This window comes from Thiovibrio sp. JS02 (genome assembly GCF_053485635.1).
Genome location: NZ_CM130715.1, coordinates 3,346,172 through 3,359,652, shown reverse-complemented (window position 1 = coordinate 3,359,652; position 13,481 = coordinate 3,346,172). Strand labels below are relative to the sequence as shown.

Here is a 13,481-nt window from a genome sequence, read left to right as displayed (position 1 = left end):
GGACGATGTTGAAACGCGATTTGGTTAATGCCGTGGCCGACGAAATGGACGGCTACCTGAAAAAAGATGTGAGCCAGGCCATTGATATCATGCTGGACACCATTGTCGAGGCGCTGGCCGAGGATCGGCGGGTTGAGATCCGGGGATTCGGCAGCTTTTCCGTGCGGCCGCGCAAGGCCCGCACCACCAAGAACCCCCGCACCGGCAAGGTGATGGAGATTCCGTCCCGCAAGAATCTGCACTTCACCATGAGCAAATCGCTCAAGGACGCGCTCATTCAGAACGGAAAATGACCATCCGCGCCTCTTCTCTTTTTTCCCTGGAAAAGGAGAAGCAAAGGGCCGACGCCTCTTTTTTTAAAAATGCGAGGTATCGCCCTTGCCCTGCCGGAGAATCTCCGGCGGATCGTTGAGCAGCGAGACCACGGAAGAAGGCTCTGGATAAATGGAGCCGCCATCGATGATGATGTCCACCAGCCGGCCGATCCGTTCTTCGATCTCAAAGGCCCGGGTGATGGGTGGCTCGTCCGGGTTCAGGATGACGCTGGTATTGACGATGGGATTGCCCAACGCCTCGACCAGGGCAAGACAGATATTGTTGGCCGGCACCCGGATGCCCACGGTCTTCTGCTTGGTGATCATGATCTTCGGCACCAGCTTGGCCGCCTGGAGGATAAAGGTGTAAGGTCCGGGCAGATCCTTCTTCATGATCCTGTAGCCGGCGTTGGAGACATGGCAATAGGTGCTGACGTTTTTGAGGCTCGAGCACATGAAGCTGAAAGGCTGGTGTGCCGGCCTCTTTTTTATTTGATAGATCCGGCGGATGGCTTTCTGGTTGAAGATGTCGCAGCCGATGCCGTACACGGTATCGGTGGGATAGCAGATGACCGCGCCCTTGCGCAGGGCTGCCGCGGCCTGCTGGATCAGCCGGGGTTGCGGATTGTCTGGATTGATTTCAAGCAGCATCTCGGTTCTCTGTAAAGATAGGATAATTCTGGCCACGGGAAGTGCCGCCCCCCATGCCTGCCGGGAAAAAGGGCGGGAATTTGTTATTATTGTAATGGATTCACCTGGATGAGGCAACGGCAAAGCATGACCACCGCGGCGGGCATCGATCTGGGCACCAACAGTTTTCGCCTTCTCATCGCCCAGATAACCGGAAAAGGCCTTATGCCCCTCCACAAGGCGCTGGTCACCGTCCGCCTCGGCGAAGGGCTCGGCAAAACCGGCATGCTTTCCCGGGCCGCCTGCCTGCGCGGCGAAGAGACGCTCGCCGTCTTTGCCGGCACCCTTGCCGAGCATGCCCCGCTCTCTCTCCGCGCCTGCGGCACCCACGCGCTCCGACGCGCGAAAAACCAGGAGGAATTCCTCGCCAGAGCCGCGGAGATCCTGGGCCAGGCGGTGGAGGTGATCAGCGGCGGGGAAGAGGCGGCCCTGAGCCTGGACGGAGTCGCTTCCGCCATGGGGGAACTGGCCCGCTATCCGCTGTTTCTCTCCGATGTGGGCGGTGGCAGCTCGGAACTTATCTGGCAGGAATCCCCCGGCGCCCGGCCCCTGGCCGTGAGCCTTCCCCTTGGCGCCGTCGCGCTCACCGAAGAGTTCGGCGATGATCTTCCTGCCATGGGTGCCGGAATCAGGGAGGCGCTACAGGAGGGGCTGAAAAATTTTCCCGCCGCGGCCCTGGCCGGCTGCCCCTCTTTTTTGGGCTGCGGCGGCACCGCCACCAGTCTCGCCGCCCTGGCCCTTGTCCTGGACAAGTACGATGCGCGGCTGGTCCAGAATTATGCCTTGCCGCTTTCTCGCCTTGAGGCGCTGGCCAAGAGCCTGGCCAGCCTGCCGCCGAAGGAGCGCAACGCCCTGCCCGGCCTGGCGCAGGGCCGGGGAGAAATCATCATGGCCGGCACCCTGATCTGCCAGGAGCTGATGCGCTTGCTGAAGAGCAGGGAACTCATGGTCAGCGATGCCGGACTGCTGGAAGGCATCCTGCTCAGCGGGCTGGCGCGCGCCGGCCCGCTGAGCGGTTTTTGACCGGGAGAAAACTGGGTCCAGAGGTCGTTCTCCTGCAACTCGCCATTGACCTCGGTGCCGGAAGTTTTTTATAGTGAAAAATCAAACGGTTCTCGGGGCGCTTCACGCGGCCGGCCATGGGCCTGCCCGGCGCCGGAAACGTTTTATCCCCAACTTTTGCCAGGGAGTCCTTGATGTTGCTAGATAAAATCGAACATGCCTATACCTTTGACGATCTGCTTCTGGTGCCAGCCGCCTCCGAAATTCTTCCCAACGAGGCGAGTCTGGCCACCCAGTTGACCAAAACCATCACCCTGAACATCCCTCTGGTCAGCGCGGCCATGGATACGGTGACCGAACACCGGGCCGCCATCACCATGGCCCGGGAAGGCGGCATCGGCATCATCCACAAAAACATGAGCGTGGAAGAGCAGGTTCGCGAGGTGCAGAAGGTAAAGAAATCCGAATCGGGCATGATCATTGACCCGATCACGGTAAACCAAGACCAGACTGTGCGCGAAGTCAACGAGATCATGCGCGGGTACCGGATCTCCGGCGTACCGGTCCTGAGCGGCAAAAAGCTGGTCGGCATTGTCACCAACCGCGACCTCAGGTTTGTTTCCGACGAAAACCTTCTGGTCCGCGACGTGATGACCAGCAAGAATCTGGTCACCGCCAAGGTGGGCATCACCCTGGAGCATTCCAAGGCACTTCTCCACGAACACCGGATCGAAAAGCTGCTGGTGGTGGATGACGACGGCAATCTCCAGGGCCTGATCACCATCAAGGATATCGAAAAGGTCAAAAAATACCCTTCCGCGGCCAAGGATGATCTCGGCCGCCTGCGGGTCGGCGCCGCCATCGGCGTCAACAGCTCCCTTGCGCATGTGGAGCAGTTGATCAAGGTTGGAGTGGACGTGGTGGTCCTTGATTCCGCGCATGGCCATTCGCGGAATATCCTCAACGCCCTGTCCCGGATCAAGGACGCCTTTCCGGCGCTGCAGATCATTGCCGGCAACGTGGCCACCGCCGAGGGCGCCGAGGCGCTGATCAAGGCCGGCGCGGATTGCGTCAAGGTCGGGGTTGGCCCCGGCTCCATCTGCACCACCCGGGTTGTCGCCGGCGTGGGTGTGCCGCAGATGTCCGCGATCTACAATTGCGCCATGGCCGCGGAGAAACATGGGATTCCGGTCATTGCCGACGGCGGCATCAAGTATTCCGGCGAGATCACCAAGGCCATCGGTATCGGCGCTCGTTCGGTCATGATCGGCAGCCTCTTTGCCGGCACCGACGAATCCCCCGGCGAGACCTTCCTCTATCAAGGCCGCACCTACAAGGGCTACCGGGGCATGGGTTCGCTCGGCGCCATGAAAAAGGGGAGCAGCGACCGCTATTTCCAGGAAAACGTGGAAAGCCAGGCCAAATTCGTGCCCGAAGGAATCGAGGGCAAGGTCCCTTACCGTGGCCCGCTCTCCGATATGATCTACCAGCTCATGGGCGGTCTGCGTTCCGGCATGGGCTACCTGGGCGCCGCCACCATCGAAGAGCTGCGCCGGAAAGCGCGCTTCGTGAAGATCACCGCGGCCGGCCTCAAGGAAAGCCACGTCCACGACGTGATCATCACCAAGGAAGCCCCGAACTACCGTCTTGGGTGAAGAGGCAATTACGAATTACGAGCGAAGAATTGTTCATTCCGCATTACCACAGGTCCAGCCAATGAATATCCATAGCGAAAAGATCCTCATCCTTGATTTCGGCTCCCAGTACACCCAGCTCATCGCCCGCCGGGTACGGGAGGCCGGGGTTTACTGTGAACTCTTTCCCTGGGATCTCGACCCGGAGGCGATCCGTGCCTTTGCTCCGCACGGCATCATCCTCTCCGGCGGCCCCCAGTCGGTACATGAAGCCCAGACGCCGCGGGCGGCCGAGATCGTCTTCTCCCTCGGCGTGCCGGTTCTCGGCATCTGCTACGGCATGCAGACCATGGCCGCCCAGCTCGGCGGCGAAGTGGAAGCGGCCAGCCACCGGGAATACGGCTATGCCCAGGTGCGGGCGCGGAACCACTCACGGCTGCTTGCCGACATCGAAGACCACGCCAGCCCCGATGGCTTCGGCCTCCTCGATGTATGGATGAGCCATGGTGACCGGGTAAACAGGCTGCCGCCCGGCTTTCAGGTCATCTGCGAAACCGGCAACGCCCCCTTGGCCGGCATGGGGGATGAGAGCCGCCATTTTTACGGCCTGCAGTTTCATCCCGAAGTGACCCATACCCGCCAGGGCCAGCGGATCATCGAACGCTTTGTCCACGAAATCTGCGGCTGCGGCCGCCTCTGGACCCCGAGCAACATCATCAGCGACGCCATCAGCCATATCCGGGCGCAGGTGGGGACAGACGAGGTGCTTTTGGGCCTTTCCGGCGGGGTCGACTCCTCGGTGGTCGCCGCCCTGCTGCACCGGGCCATCGGTCCCCAGCTCACCTGCGTCTTTGTCGACAACGGCCTGCTTCGCCTCAACGAGGGCGATCAGGTCATGACCACCTTTGCCAAGCACATGGGCGTGAAGGTGCTGCGCGTGGACGCGGAAGGGCAGTTCCTCTCCCGCCTCACGGGAGTGGAAGATCCAGAGCAGAAGCGCAAGATCATCGGCAACACCTTCATCGACGTCTTTGAACAGGAAGCGGAAAAGCTGACCAACGTCAAATGGCTGGCCCAGGGCACCATCTACCCCGATGTCATCGAATCCGCCGGCGCCAAGACCGGCAAGGCCAAGGTCATCAAGAGCCATCACAACGTGGGCGGGCTTCCGGAGCACATGAAGCTGGGCCTGGTGGAGCCGTTGCGGGAACTTTTCAAGGACGAGGTGCGCAAGATCGGCGTCGAACTCGGCCTGCCCTACGAGATGGTCTACCGGCACCCCTTTCCCGGGCCTGGCCTGGGCGTGCGCATCCTCGGCGAGGTGCGCAAGGATTATGCCGATACACTGCGGCTGGCCGATGACATCTTCATTGCCGAGCTGCGGAAACACGAACTCTACGACAAGGTCTCCCAGGCATTCACCGTCTTTCTGCCGGTGAAATCGGTGGGCGTCATCGGCGACAATCGGCAGTATGCCCATGTCGTCGCCCTTCGCGCCGTGGAAACCGTGGATTTCATGACCGCCCGCTGGGCGCATCTTCCCTATGAGTTTCTCGACCACGTCTCCCGCCGGATTGCCAACGAGGTGCGGGGCATCTCCCGGGTGGTCTATGACGTGACCGGCAAGCCGCCGGGCACCATCGAGTGGGAATGATTCCGCGTCTGGCACAGCCAGGCACCTGATGGCATGAAATGCCGCTAAGCCCGCGTAATTGCGGGCTTTTTTTTGTTTGTGTTTGGCACGATCTGGCAACGGGAGGAAGCGCCAAGCACCGTTTGAGCATGGCATTAAAGCTGGTATTATGGTTTGGCGATGCCATGATTGATGCCGATACCATGCTGCGTTCTTTTGTGTGTTCATGGTATTAATATTCTATAAGTTACTGTTTCGTAAGAAAAAATACGATAAATTCGAGATTTTTTCAGCATGGTATCGGAGACGAAGAAGGACAAGGTACATGCTGACCGATACCAAGCTGCGCAATCTCAAGCCCAGGGACAAACTCTACAAAGTGAATGACCGGGAAGGTCTCTATGTGGCAGTGACTCCAGCCGGCTCCATCTCGTTCCGTTACAACTACTCAATCAACGGTCGGCAGGAGACCATCACCTTTGGGCGTTATGGTGTCGGTGGCATCACCCTGGCCGAAGCCCGCGAGCTGTTGGGTGACGCCAAGAAGATGGTTGCGGCGGGCAAGTCGCCGGCCAAGGAGAAAGCCCGAGACAAGGCGCGGGTGAAAGATGCAGAGACGTTCGGTGCCTGGGCGGAGAAGTGGCTGCGTGGCTACCAGATGGCCGACTCCACCCGCGATATGCGCCGCTCGGTTTATGAGCGTGAGCTGAAGCCGAAATTCAGCAATCAGAAGCTGGTGGAGATCACCCACGAAGACTTGCGGGCGCTGGCTGATGCCATTGTTGAGCGAGGCGCACCGGCCACCGCCGTTCATGTGCGTGAAATCGTGTTGCAGGTATTTCGCTGGGCCATCGAGCGTGGGCAGAAGGTCGAAAACCCGGCAGAACTGGTGCGCCCAACAAGCATCGCTCGATTCGAGCCACGTGACCGAGCGTTGACGCCAGAAGAAATTGGGCTGATGTACCAGTACATGGAGCGAGTGGGCACAAGCCCAACAAACCGTGCGGCGGCCAAGCTGTTATTGCTGACGATGGTGCGCAAGAGCGAGCTGACCAATGCGACCTGGAGCGAGATCAATTTCAGCGAAGCGTTGTGGACGATTCCAAAGGAGCGGATGAAACGCCGTAACCCGCACCTGGTATTTCTGTCCCAGCAGGCTCTGGATATTTTCATTGCCATGAAAACCTTTGCCGGTGGTTCCGACTTCGTTTTGCCATCACGGTACGACTCGGATGCGCCGATGAGCGCTGCCACACTTAACCAGGTGCTGACGCTGACTTACAAGGCGGCGCAGAAAGATGGGAAGTCACTTACCAAGTTCGGACCGCATGATTTGCGGCGCACAGCCAGCACGCTGTTGCATGAGGCCGGCTACAACACCGACTGGATCGAGAAGTGCCTGGCGCACGAGCAGAAGGGCGTGAGGGCTGTCTACAACAAGGCTGAGTACCGCGAGCAGCGGGCGGCGATGTTGCAGGATTGGGCCGATATGATTGATGAGTGGACTTCGGGAGGCAGTAAGGGTTGATGTTTTTGCTATCTTTGATAGCATTGAAGTTGATGCCGTGAATTTATAAATAAGGCCGCCATTGGCATCGGGCAGGTCAATTACCGATTAGCTGCTTCGCGCAGCTACTCGATGAATAGCAACTATTCATTTGAGAGGTATTGACCCATGCAAAATATAAAGACCCTCATCAACAGGAAGAAGCTCCTGGAGATGATCCCGCTTTCGACACGAACAATTTATAACCTGGAGCAGCGAGGGGATTTTCCACGCCGTATCGCGTTAACCAGTAGAAATGTCGCCTGGGATTTGTCAGAGGTCGAAGAGTGGATTGAGGCACGTAAATCATCGGGTGATCAAGCTGCGCGACCTGGCCCTATAGAGGGCTAGTTATATGGCTCTTGATCTTATGGCGGCTTTCACGGAATTGCCGCCACCCATTGATTATGTTCTGCCTAATATGGTTGCTGGCACTGTTGGTGCTCTTGTGTCGCCTGGTGGGGCTGGTAAATCCATGTTGGCCCTTCAATTGGCTGCACAGATTGCAGGCGGGCCTGATTTACTTGAAATAGGCGAGTTTCCCACCGGGCAAGTGGTCTATCTGCCTGCTGAAGATCCACCGGCCGCTATTCACCATCGTCTGCACGCCCTTGGGGCACACCTCAGCGCAGCGGAACGGCAAGCCGTGGCTGATGGTTTGCTCATTGAACCCTTGATCGGTAAATGCCCAAACATCATGGCTGCTAGCTGGTTCGATGCTCTCAAACGAGCCGCTGAAGGTCGTCGCTTGATGATCTTGGACACTTTGCGGCGCTTCCACATTGAGGAGGAGAACGCTAGCGGGCCGATGGCGCAGGTTGTTGGGCACATGGAGGCCATAGCCGCTGATACAGGCTGCTCCATTGTGTTTCTGCACCACGCGAGTAAAAGCGCAGCCATGATGGGGTCGGGCGATCAACAGCAGGCCAGTCGTGGATCGTCCGTACTGGTTGATAACATCCGTTGGCAATCGTACCTATCCGGCATGACGCAAGGCGAGGCCGAGATACTGGGGGTCGATGATTGTCAGCGTGGGTATTTTGTCCGCTTTGGCGTCAGCAAGGCCAACTATGGCGCACCTTTTCAAGAACTCTGGTTTAGACGGCACGACGGCGGCGTGTTGAAGCCTGCTGTACTGGAGCGGCAGTGCAAGGTGAAAAGGAGACAGCGTGAAGAAGCCTAAGCATGACCTGACCCACGTCCGACATGATCCCGCGCACTGTTTGGCACCTGGCCTGTTCCGCAGCCTCAAGCGTGGCGATCGCAAACGCTGCAAGCTGGACGTGACCTACACCTTTGGCGAGGACGAATCCATGCGTTTCGTCGGATTCGAACCTCTCGGGGCCGATGATATGCGTCTTTTGCAAGGCATCGTGGCCCTTGGCGGCCCGAACGGCATCTTGCTAACCCCGGAACCGACCAGTGAGACGGGGCGACAGCTACGGCTATTCCTTGAACCCCGTTTCGAAGCCATTGAGCAAGACGGCTTGGTGGTTCGTGAGAGCCTGACCAAACTGCTCTCAGAAACGGGCATGACGGATAGCGGCGACAACATCAAGGCGCTCAAAGCCAGCCTGCTGCGCATGTCGAACGTCACCATCCTTGTGACGAAGGGACGGCGGCAAGCCGCGTTCCACCTGATGAGTCATGCTTTTGACGAGACGGACGGCAGGCTATGGGTTGCCCTGAATCCGCGTATTGCCGAAGCGATCCTGGGGCATCGTCCATATGCCCGTATCGACATGGCGGAAGTGCGGGTGCTACAGACTGATCCGGCACGGCTGATGCACCAACGGCTATGCGGCTGGATCGACCCCGGCAAATCCGGGCGCGTGGAACTGGACACGCTTTGCGGCTATGTCTGGCCAGATGAAGCCAATGCCGAAGCTATGAAAAAACGCCGTCAGACTGCCCGGAAGGCACTGGCCGAACTTGCCGCCGTGGGTTGGGTAGTGAACGAATACGCCAAGGGAAAATGGGAGATCAAGAGGCCTGGCCCCACGGCAACTGCACCCGTTTACCGTCGTAACGTTCCCTTGTTACCGTCGTAACGCTCCCCTTCTGCCGTCGTAACGTTCCCCGTCCCAATTTGGAAAACCCAGACGGTGCGCTGCTTTGCGGGCAGTTTGGGAAATCCATCCAAGATTATCTAAAGATAATCCATCATGCGCGGTGCAGCTCGCGCCTTGAGGGCGCGTTCTGACCTTGCCAATAAAGCCCTGGCGGGCTTTATCAATCGGCCATAGGCCGATGGTTTAACGCCAAGAAGAGAAGGCGGCTTCAGTGGCCGCTGAAACGCCTTGTGAGAGGGGAAAACAACCCGGAGTCCCTTATTCCATGAGCTGAAGCAGAATCTGCGTCTAACGGTGCTGGAGGGCCGCTGTGTGCACTTGTAGTTATCTGTACTGAAACCTTGGCTCGAAACGTGAAATGGCTAAGCAGTGCCCATTCGTTCGGTAAGAATAATAAGAAGATTATTATTCTTATTATTACCAAGCAGGAATGAGCCGTGTGTGTTGGACGCCCATAACCAGTAACCTGCGTGAAGGTGTCAACATCAGGAAAGGTTGCCCCTCAAGTATCAATACGTCGCCTTAGTGGTATGACGGGAGGGGAGGCAAATTTCTTGTGTTCATTGACACTTGAGGGGCGGGTTATGCCCTTCTTTTTTGGCGTCCAACTCGCCCCATCGGGGCGAATGGTTTGTGTCGATTGTTGGCATTTTAGGTTCCGATTTAAAGCCGATTGAGCAGCGATTTTGAAGCGACTATGTCGATTGCAGGCCGATTTGGTGACGATTACGGTTATGTTGCCAAGAATCGGTGTTTGTTTGACGATAAAACGCTTTACGTTCGATATGCGCTAGATTTTCAATAGTGGGTGAAATGCGGGCAGGATGGGTGAAGTTAGCTAACCGGCAAGCCGGTTATCTATCTTCACTGTCCCTTATTCGCGCCGGGGGCACTCAACGGGAATCCTGCCCTGCGGGGCTGATCGGCTACCGCCGGTTGCAAGAGTATAGGTCTTGCTATTTTTAATATCTTTGATAGCATGGTTGTCGGGTACACCAAAAGGGTATTGATATGGCAAATGTGCTTATCAGGAATTTACCCGCCGAGGTGCACCGTGCGTTGAAAGTTCGAGCAGCGCTCAACGATAGGAGCACCGACGCGGAAATACGCGAAATACTGACGGCGGCAGTACAGCCGCTAGAGCTTGAAGAGATTGGCCGGGAAGTTGGCTTGTCCGAAAGCGATAAAAAAACAGAGTAGTTTTACGTTTGTAAGTCCGGGCCTCAGCGCCAAGGGCAATACCGATCAGCTAGTGGCGTAGCTCTTCGATGAAACGTTGCCGAGAACAAGCACAACGCTTGGTCAAGGCAATGCCTTCTTTTCATCGACGGAGTACGACCATGAAGTCCAAAATTTTAGCGGCTAAAAAAACCGCTCTAGCCGTTGCACTCGCAACCGGCTTTATCACCACTACCACCGCCCCTGTGCAAGCTGGTATCCCCGTCATCGACGGCGGCAACCTGGCCCAGAACATCATGACGGCCATCGAGTCGGTGGCGCAGACGCTCAAGCAGATTGAGCAGTACCAGACCCAGTTGCAGCAGTACGAAAATCAGCTCCAGAACACGATGGCCCCAGCCGCGTATATCTGGGATCAGGCGCAGACTACGATCAACCGGCTGATTGCCGCGCAAAACACGCTGGCCTATTACGAGAACCAGCTAGGCAGCCTGGATCGTTACCTGGCCAAGTTTCAGGACGTGGCCTATTACCGCAGCTCGCCATGCTTCAACGGCAGCGGCGGATGCACGCCGGCCGAAAAGGCAGCGATGGAAGAGAACCGCCGCCTGGCGTCAGAGTCGCAAAAGAAGGCCAACGATGCCCTGTTCCAGACCGTTGCCGACCAGCAAAAGGCTTTGAAGGATGACGCCCGTACCCTGGAGCGGCTGCAAGGCGCGGCCCAGGGTGCAACTGGCCAGCTACAGGCCATCGGCTACGCCAACCAGCTCGCCAGCCAGCAGGCCAATCAGCTCTTGCAGATTCGCACCATGTTGACCGCCCAACACAACGCGGAGGCAGCCCGGATTGCAGCAGAACTCGATGCCGAGGCGCGAGGTGATGCCAGGGCCGAGCAAATGCGTACCTGGACGTTTCGCCCGAGTCCGGCAGACAACTACTAGGGAGGCGGTGAGATGAAAAAAATCTTTTTTACTACCGCGGCTACGTTGCTGTTGTTGGCTGGATGTGAACAGGAAAGGATGCCCGAACCAAATGCGGCGACGTGTGCCCCCGATGCGTTCCAGGCAGCACTGAATGAAATGCGCAGCGAAGCGAACCGAGAGGCCTTTACCGAGGAATGCAGAGCATTCCAGAAGGCCAAGCAGATGCGTCAGTGGGAGTTCAAGCCCAGCCCTAAAGATGATTATTGAGGTGGTCGCCATGAGAAAGAAAATTGCTCTAGGTGGCTTGATGATGGTCGCCACAATGGTGCTGGCTGAACCTGCAATGGCGCAGGAGCTAAGTAGCAGCGGTGTTATGAATGATGTGCTCAAGCGTTTTCATGATGCTGCCGCAACATGGGGGCCAGCTATTGAGTCCGCTGCATCGCGTTTGTTCTGGACGCTGGTTGTGATTTCGATGGTCTGGACATTCGGCATGATGGCTTTGCGCAAGGCCGACATTGGCGAGTTCTTCGCGGAGTTCGTTCGCTTCACGATCTTCACCGGCTTTTTCTGGTGGTTGCTGACGAATGCGAACCAGGGCATGAATATCGCCGGTACGATTGTTCAGTCATTGCAAACTCTGGGCGCGCAGGCGGGGGGACTTTCCAATAGCAATCTTGGGCCCTCCAGCATCCTTGATCTTGGTTTCGAGTTATACAACCGCACAGTACAGGCCACCTCGGAGCTGGGATGGCGGCAGATGGCAACTGCTCTGGTCATGGAGCTAATGGCCCTGGCTGTTTTGTTTGTCCTGGCGTTGATTGCGGTCAACCTGTTGCTGTTGCTCGCATCAGCCTGGATTCTGTTGTATGCCGGTGTGTTCTTCCTTGGCTTTGGTGGAAGTCGTTGGACTTCCGACATGGCGATCAATTACTACAAGACCGTGCTGGGCCTGGCCGCACAGCTTATGGCAATGGTGCTTCTGGTTGCGATTGGCAAAGAGTTCATCAATCACTACTACACGCAAATCAGCGAGAACATGGCATCCCAGGAACTGGCCGTGATGTTGGTTATATCGGTCATCTTGCTTTTCTTGGTCAACAAAGTTCCGCCGATGATTTCTGGTCTTGTGTCTGGTGGTGGTATTGGCGCAGCCGGTGGAATTGGAAACTTCGGTGCGGGTGCGGCAGTTGGGGCGGCGGTGACGGCGGCCAGTATGGCAACTGGCGGCGCTGCCCTGGCAGGTAAAGCGGTTATGGGTGCCGCAGCCGGTGCAGCCGGAGGTGCAAGTGCACTCCAAGCGGCTTTTCAGAAAGCATCAGCGAGTATGGAAACCGGCGGTGACATGTCCAGCATGGGGTCAGTTGTCAGCAGTGGCGGAAACGGTGGTGGTGAAGCGGGTACTGCTGGCAGTAGCCCATTCGCCCAAGCGGCTGGCTTTGGTGACAGCGGCAGTAGCTCAAGCGGTGGCGGCTTTGCCAAGGCCGCGAAGCTGGCCACAGGCACGGCCTCCGAGTTAGCCAAGGGTGTCGGCTCTCAAGTGAAGCAGGGATTCCAGGAGCGAGTGAGCGAAACCACAGGCGGAAAACTGGCTGCTTCGATACGCGAAAGCATGGAGCCGAAAGAAGCAAGCCAATCTGGCCAGTTCGAGGGCAATAGCTTGGGCGCCGATTCTGGCCCAGATAGTAACGAAGTCAGGAGTTAGCACGATGACGACATCAACATACATGGCCGCATTGGCGGCCCTGGATGAAGCGCCAAGGGAAGAAGTCAGCCAGGTATTTATTTCGCCGCTGGGTGATCAATCGACCGAGGTCGATGCAGAGACAGAAACAGCCGCTTTTGTATCACGGCCAGACCCTATGAGAGAGAGCGAAACTAAGCCGATAAGTATTGAGGTTAATGGCGGCAGGAATGAGCGGTCAGCATTCGCGGAGGCGGCGGGGCTGTACCTGTAGGCGCACCGGGCTGGCCACAACCAGCCCGGCACTTTCAATCAACACCTACTGGAGAGGTGAATTATGACAACACAACATATTATCGAACCAGGGCAAGCAGTGCATCAAGCAGCGGCTATTCTTTCTTCTTTGGAGTACATCAACCAAGCGGAAGCGCGGAGCCTTGGGCCATTGGCCGAAGCCGTCGCTAATGCTTTTATGGTGGTGTACTACCAAGCTGAAACGGGCCGGGCGACACAGGCTGATTTTCAAGAAGCAATGAACGCCTTGCGCCAAGCGTGCAGCTAATGACGAAAGGGCGGCCACTCGAACTGGCCGCCTTTTTCAATCTTCACTGTTTGGCCATTCCCGACCCACAGACGGCGCATCCATCCATTCGCGTTCCTCCGGCGGCAGCGGGTAAGCCCCGGATGCTTCCGCGTCGGCCAGTAGTTCGGCCAGTGTGTAGCGCACCCGACCAGTGGAAACGGCGCGGGCCGGGTCGGCCTTCTCATGCAGCCTGTTCTCTAGGTTCTTTGGGTCTGTCATCG

16 protein-coding genes are annotated in these 13,481 nt (G+C 57.6%); 14 read left to right on the top strand and 2 right to left on the bottom strand.

The window, feature by feature from the left end:
• Nucleotides 1-5 precede the first annotated feature (5 nt).
• Entirely contained in the window at nt 6-293 is a 288-nt protein-coding gene (locus ACUUL3_RS15430) for an HU family DNA-binding protein (RefSeq protein WP_448552837.1), read from the top strand.
• Nucleotides 294-356: 63 nt separating this feature from the next.
• On the opposite strand, the gene ACUUL3_RS15425 is transcribed toward ACUUL3_RS15430, so the two are convergent.
• On the bottom strand, nt 357-965 hold the full coding sequence (locus tag ACUUL3_RS15425; protein ID WP_448552835.1) for an L-threonylcarbamoyladenylate synthase: 609 nt from the start codon (nt 963-965) through the stop codon (nt 357-359).
• A 108-nt stretch (nt 966-1,073) separates the two neighbouring features.
• On the opposite strand from ACUUL3_RS15425, the gene ACUUL3_RS15420 reads away from it, so the two are divergent.
• The 13 genes from ACUUL3_RS15420 (at nt 1,074) to ACUUL3_RS15360 (ending at nt 13,239) form a co-directional block, all read left to right on the top strand.
• The gene (locus tag ACUUL3_RS15420; protein WP_448552833.1) at nt 1,074-2,027 is read left to right on the top strand and encodes a Ppx/GppA phosphatase family protein; all 954 of its coding nucleotides are present in this window, start codon (nt 1,074-1,076) and stop codon (nt 2,025-2,027) included.
• 173 nt (nt 2,028-2,200) lie between these two features.
• A complete protein-coding gene (gene guaB / locus ACUUL3_RS15415; protein WP_448552831.1) occupies nt 2,201-3,661 on the top strand; it encodes an IMP dehydrogenase in 1,461 nt (486 codons plus the stop codon).
• A 61-nt stretch (nt 3,662-3,722) separates the two neighbouring features.
• A complete protein-coding gene (guaA, locus tag ACUUL3_RS15410) occupies nt 3,723-5,294 on the top strand; it encodes a glutamine-hydrolyzing GMP synthase (RefSeq protein WP_448552829.1) in 1,572 nt (523 codons plus the stop codon).
• A gap of 304 nt (nt 5,295-5,598) precedes the next feature.
• Nucleotides 5,599-6,801 (top strand): tyrosine-type recombinase/integrase, encoded by a 1,203-nt coding sequence (locus ACUUL3_RS15405; protein WP_000954590.1) that lies wholly within the window; start codon nt 5,599-5,601, stop codon nt 6,799-6,801.
• A 147-nt stretch (nt 6,802-6,948) separates the two neighbouring features.
• A complete protein-coding gene (locus tag ACUUL3_RS15400) occupies nt 6,949-7,170 on the top strand; it encodes a helix-turn-helix transcriptional regulator (RefSeq protein ID WP_001179606.1) in 222 nt (73 codons plus the stop codon).
• A 4-nt stretch (nt 7,171-7,174) separates the two neighbouring features.
• Entirely contained in the window at nt 7,175-8,002 is an 828-nt protein-coding gene (locus ACUUL3_RS15395) for a helicase RepA family protein (RefSeq protein ID WP_001162384.1), read from the top strand.
• Nucleotides 7,989-8,870, top strand: coding sequence for a replication protein C, IncQ-type (gene repC / locus ACUUL3_RS15390; protein WP_000743064.1), 882 nt, complete (start codon nt 7,989-7,991; stop codon nt 8,868-8,870). The genes ACUUL3_RS15395 and repC overlap by 14 nt, the downstream gene beginning before the upstream one ends.
• Before the next feature lie 1,032 nt (nt 8,871-9,902).
• On the top strand, nt 9,903-10,091 hold the full coding sequence (locus ACUUL3_RS15385; protein WP_000024442.1) for a FitA-like ribbon-helix-helix domain-containing protein: 189 nt from the start codon (nt 9,903-9,905) through the stop codon (nt 10,089-10,091).
• A 140-nt stretch (nt 10,092-10,231) separates the two neighbouring features.
• Complete coding sequence (gene trbJ / locus ACUUL3_RS15380) at nt 10,232-11,011, top strand: P-type conjugative transfer protein TrbJ (RefSeq protein WP_000836966.1); 780 nt, start codon at nt 10,232-10,234, stop codon at nt 11,009-11,011.
• Between the two features lie 12 nt (nt 11,012-11,023).
• The gene (gene trbK / locus ACUUL3_RS15375; protein WP_000718002.1) at nt 11,024-11,260 is read left to right on the top strand and encodes an entry exclusion lipoprotein TrbK; all 237 of its coding nucleotides are present in this window, start codon (nt 11,024-11,026) and stop codon (nt 11,258-11,260) included.
• 10 nt (nt 11,261-11,270) lie between these two features.
• Nucleotides 11,271-12,698, top strand: a complete 1,428-nt coding sequence (gene trbL, locus ACUUL3_RS15370; protein ID WP_001405816.1) for a P-type conjugative transfer protein TrbL — start codon at nt 11,271-11,273, stop codon at nt 12,696-12,698.
• 4 nt (nt 12,699-12,702) lie between these two features.
• Nucleotides 12,703-12,951: a hypothetical protein gene (locus ACUUL3_RS15365; RefSeq protein WP_000213809.1), complete on the top strand. Its 249-nt coding sequence runs from the start codon at nt 12,703-12,705 to the stop codon at nt 12,949-12,951.
• A gap of 63 nt (nt 12,952-13,014) precedes the next feature.
• Entirely contained in the window at nt 13,015-13,239 is a 225-nt protein-coding gene (locus ACUUL3_RS15360; protein ID WP_000211355.1) for a type I toxin-antitoxin system ptaRNA1 family toxin, read from the top strand.
• A 36-nt stretch (nt 13,240-13,275) separates the two neighbouring features.
• Here the strand turns inward: ACUUL3_RS15360 and ACUUL3_RS15355 are convergent, their stop codons facing one another.
• Nucleotides 13,276-13,479 carry a hypothetical protein gene (locus ACUUL3_RS15355; protein ID WP_000131871.1) on the bottom strand — a complete coding sequence of 68 codons (204 nt, stop codon included), beginning with the start codon at nt 13,477-13,479 and terminating at the stop codon, nt 13,276-13,278.
• Nucleotides 13,480-13,481 lie beyond the last annotated feature (2 nt).

Excerpts from the sequence above, each read along its gene's own strand:
- guaB (WP_448552831.1), top strand. The coding sequence starts at position 2,201 with ATGTTGCTAGATAAAATCGAACATGCCTATACCTTTGACGATCTGCTT.
- trbL (WP_001405816.1), top strand. The coding sequence starts at position 11,271 with ATGAGAAAGAAAATTGCTCTAGGTGGCTTGATGATGGTCGCCACAATG.
- trbJ (WP_000836966.1), top strand. The coding sequence starts at position 10,232 with ATGAAGTCCAAAATTTTAGCGGCTAAAAAAACCGCTCTAGCCGTTGCA.
- ACUUL3_RS15400 (WP_001179606.1), top strand. The coding sequence starts at position 6,949 with ATGCAAAATATAAAGACCCTCATCAACAGGAAGAAGCTCCTGGAGATG.
- guaA (WP_448552829.1), top strand. The coding sequence starts at position 3,723 with ATGAATATCCATAGCGAAAAGATCCTCATCCTTGATTTCGGCTCCCAG.
- ACUUL3_RS15365 (WP_000213809.1), top strand. The coding sequence starts at position 12,703 with ATGACGACATCAACATACATGGCCGCATTGGCGGCCCTGGATGAAGCG.
- ACUUL3_RS15360 (WP_000211355.1), top strand. The coding sequence starts at position 13,015 with ATGACAACACAACATATTATCGAACCAGGGCAAGCAGTGCATCAAGCA.
- ACUUL3_RS15430 (WP_448552837.1), top strand. The coding sequence starts at position 6 with ATGTTGAAACGCGATTTGGTTAATGCCGTGGCCGACGAAATGGACGGC.
- ACUUL3_RS15425 (WP_448552835.1), bottom strand. The coding sequence starts at position 965 with ATGCTGCTTGAAATCAATCCAGACAATCCGCAACCCCGGCTGATCCAG.
- ACUUL3_RS15420 (WP_448552833.1), top strand. The coding sequence starts at position 1,074 with ATGAGGCAACGGCAAAGCATGACCACCGCGGCGGGCATCGATCTGGGC.
- trbK (WP_000718002.1), top strand. The coding sequence starts at position 11,024 with ATGAAAAAAATCTTTTTTACTACCGCGGCTACGTTGCTGTTGTTGGCT.
- ACUUL3_RS15385 (WP_000024442.1), top strand. The coding sequence starts at position 9,903 with ATGGCAAATGTGCTTATCAGGAATTTACCCGCCGAGGTGCACCGTGCG.
- ACUUL3_RS15405 (WP_000954590.1), top strand. The coding sequence starts at position 5,599 with ATGCTGACCGATACCAAGCTGCGCAATCTCAAGCCCAGGGACAAACTC.
- ACUUL3_RS15355 (WP_000131871.1), bottom strand. The coding sequence starts at position 13,479 with ATGACAGACCCAAAGAACCTAGAGAACAGGCTGCATGAGAAGGCCGAC.
- ACUUL3_RS15395 (WP_001162384.1), top strand. The coding sequence starts at position 7,175 with ATGGCTCTTGATCTTATGGCGGCTTTCACGGAATTGCCGCCACCCATT.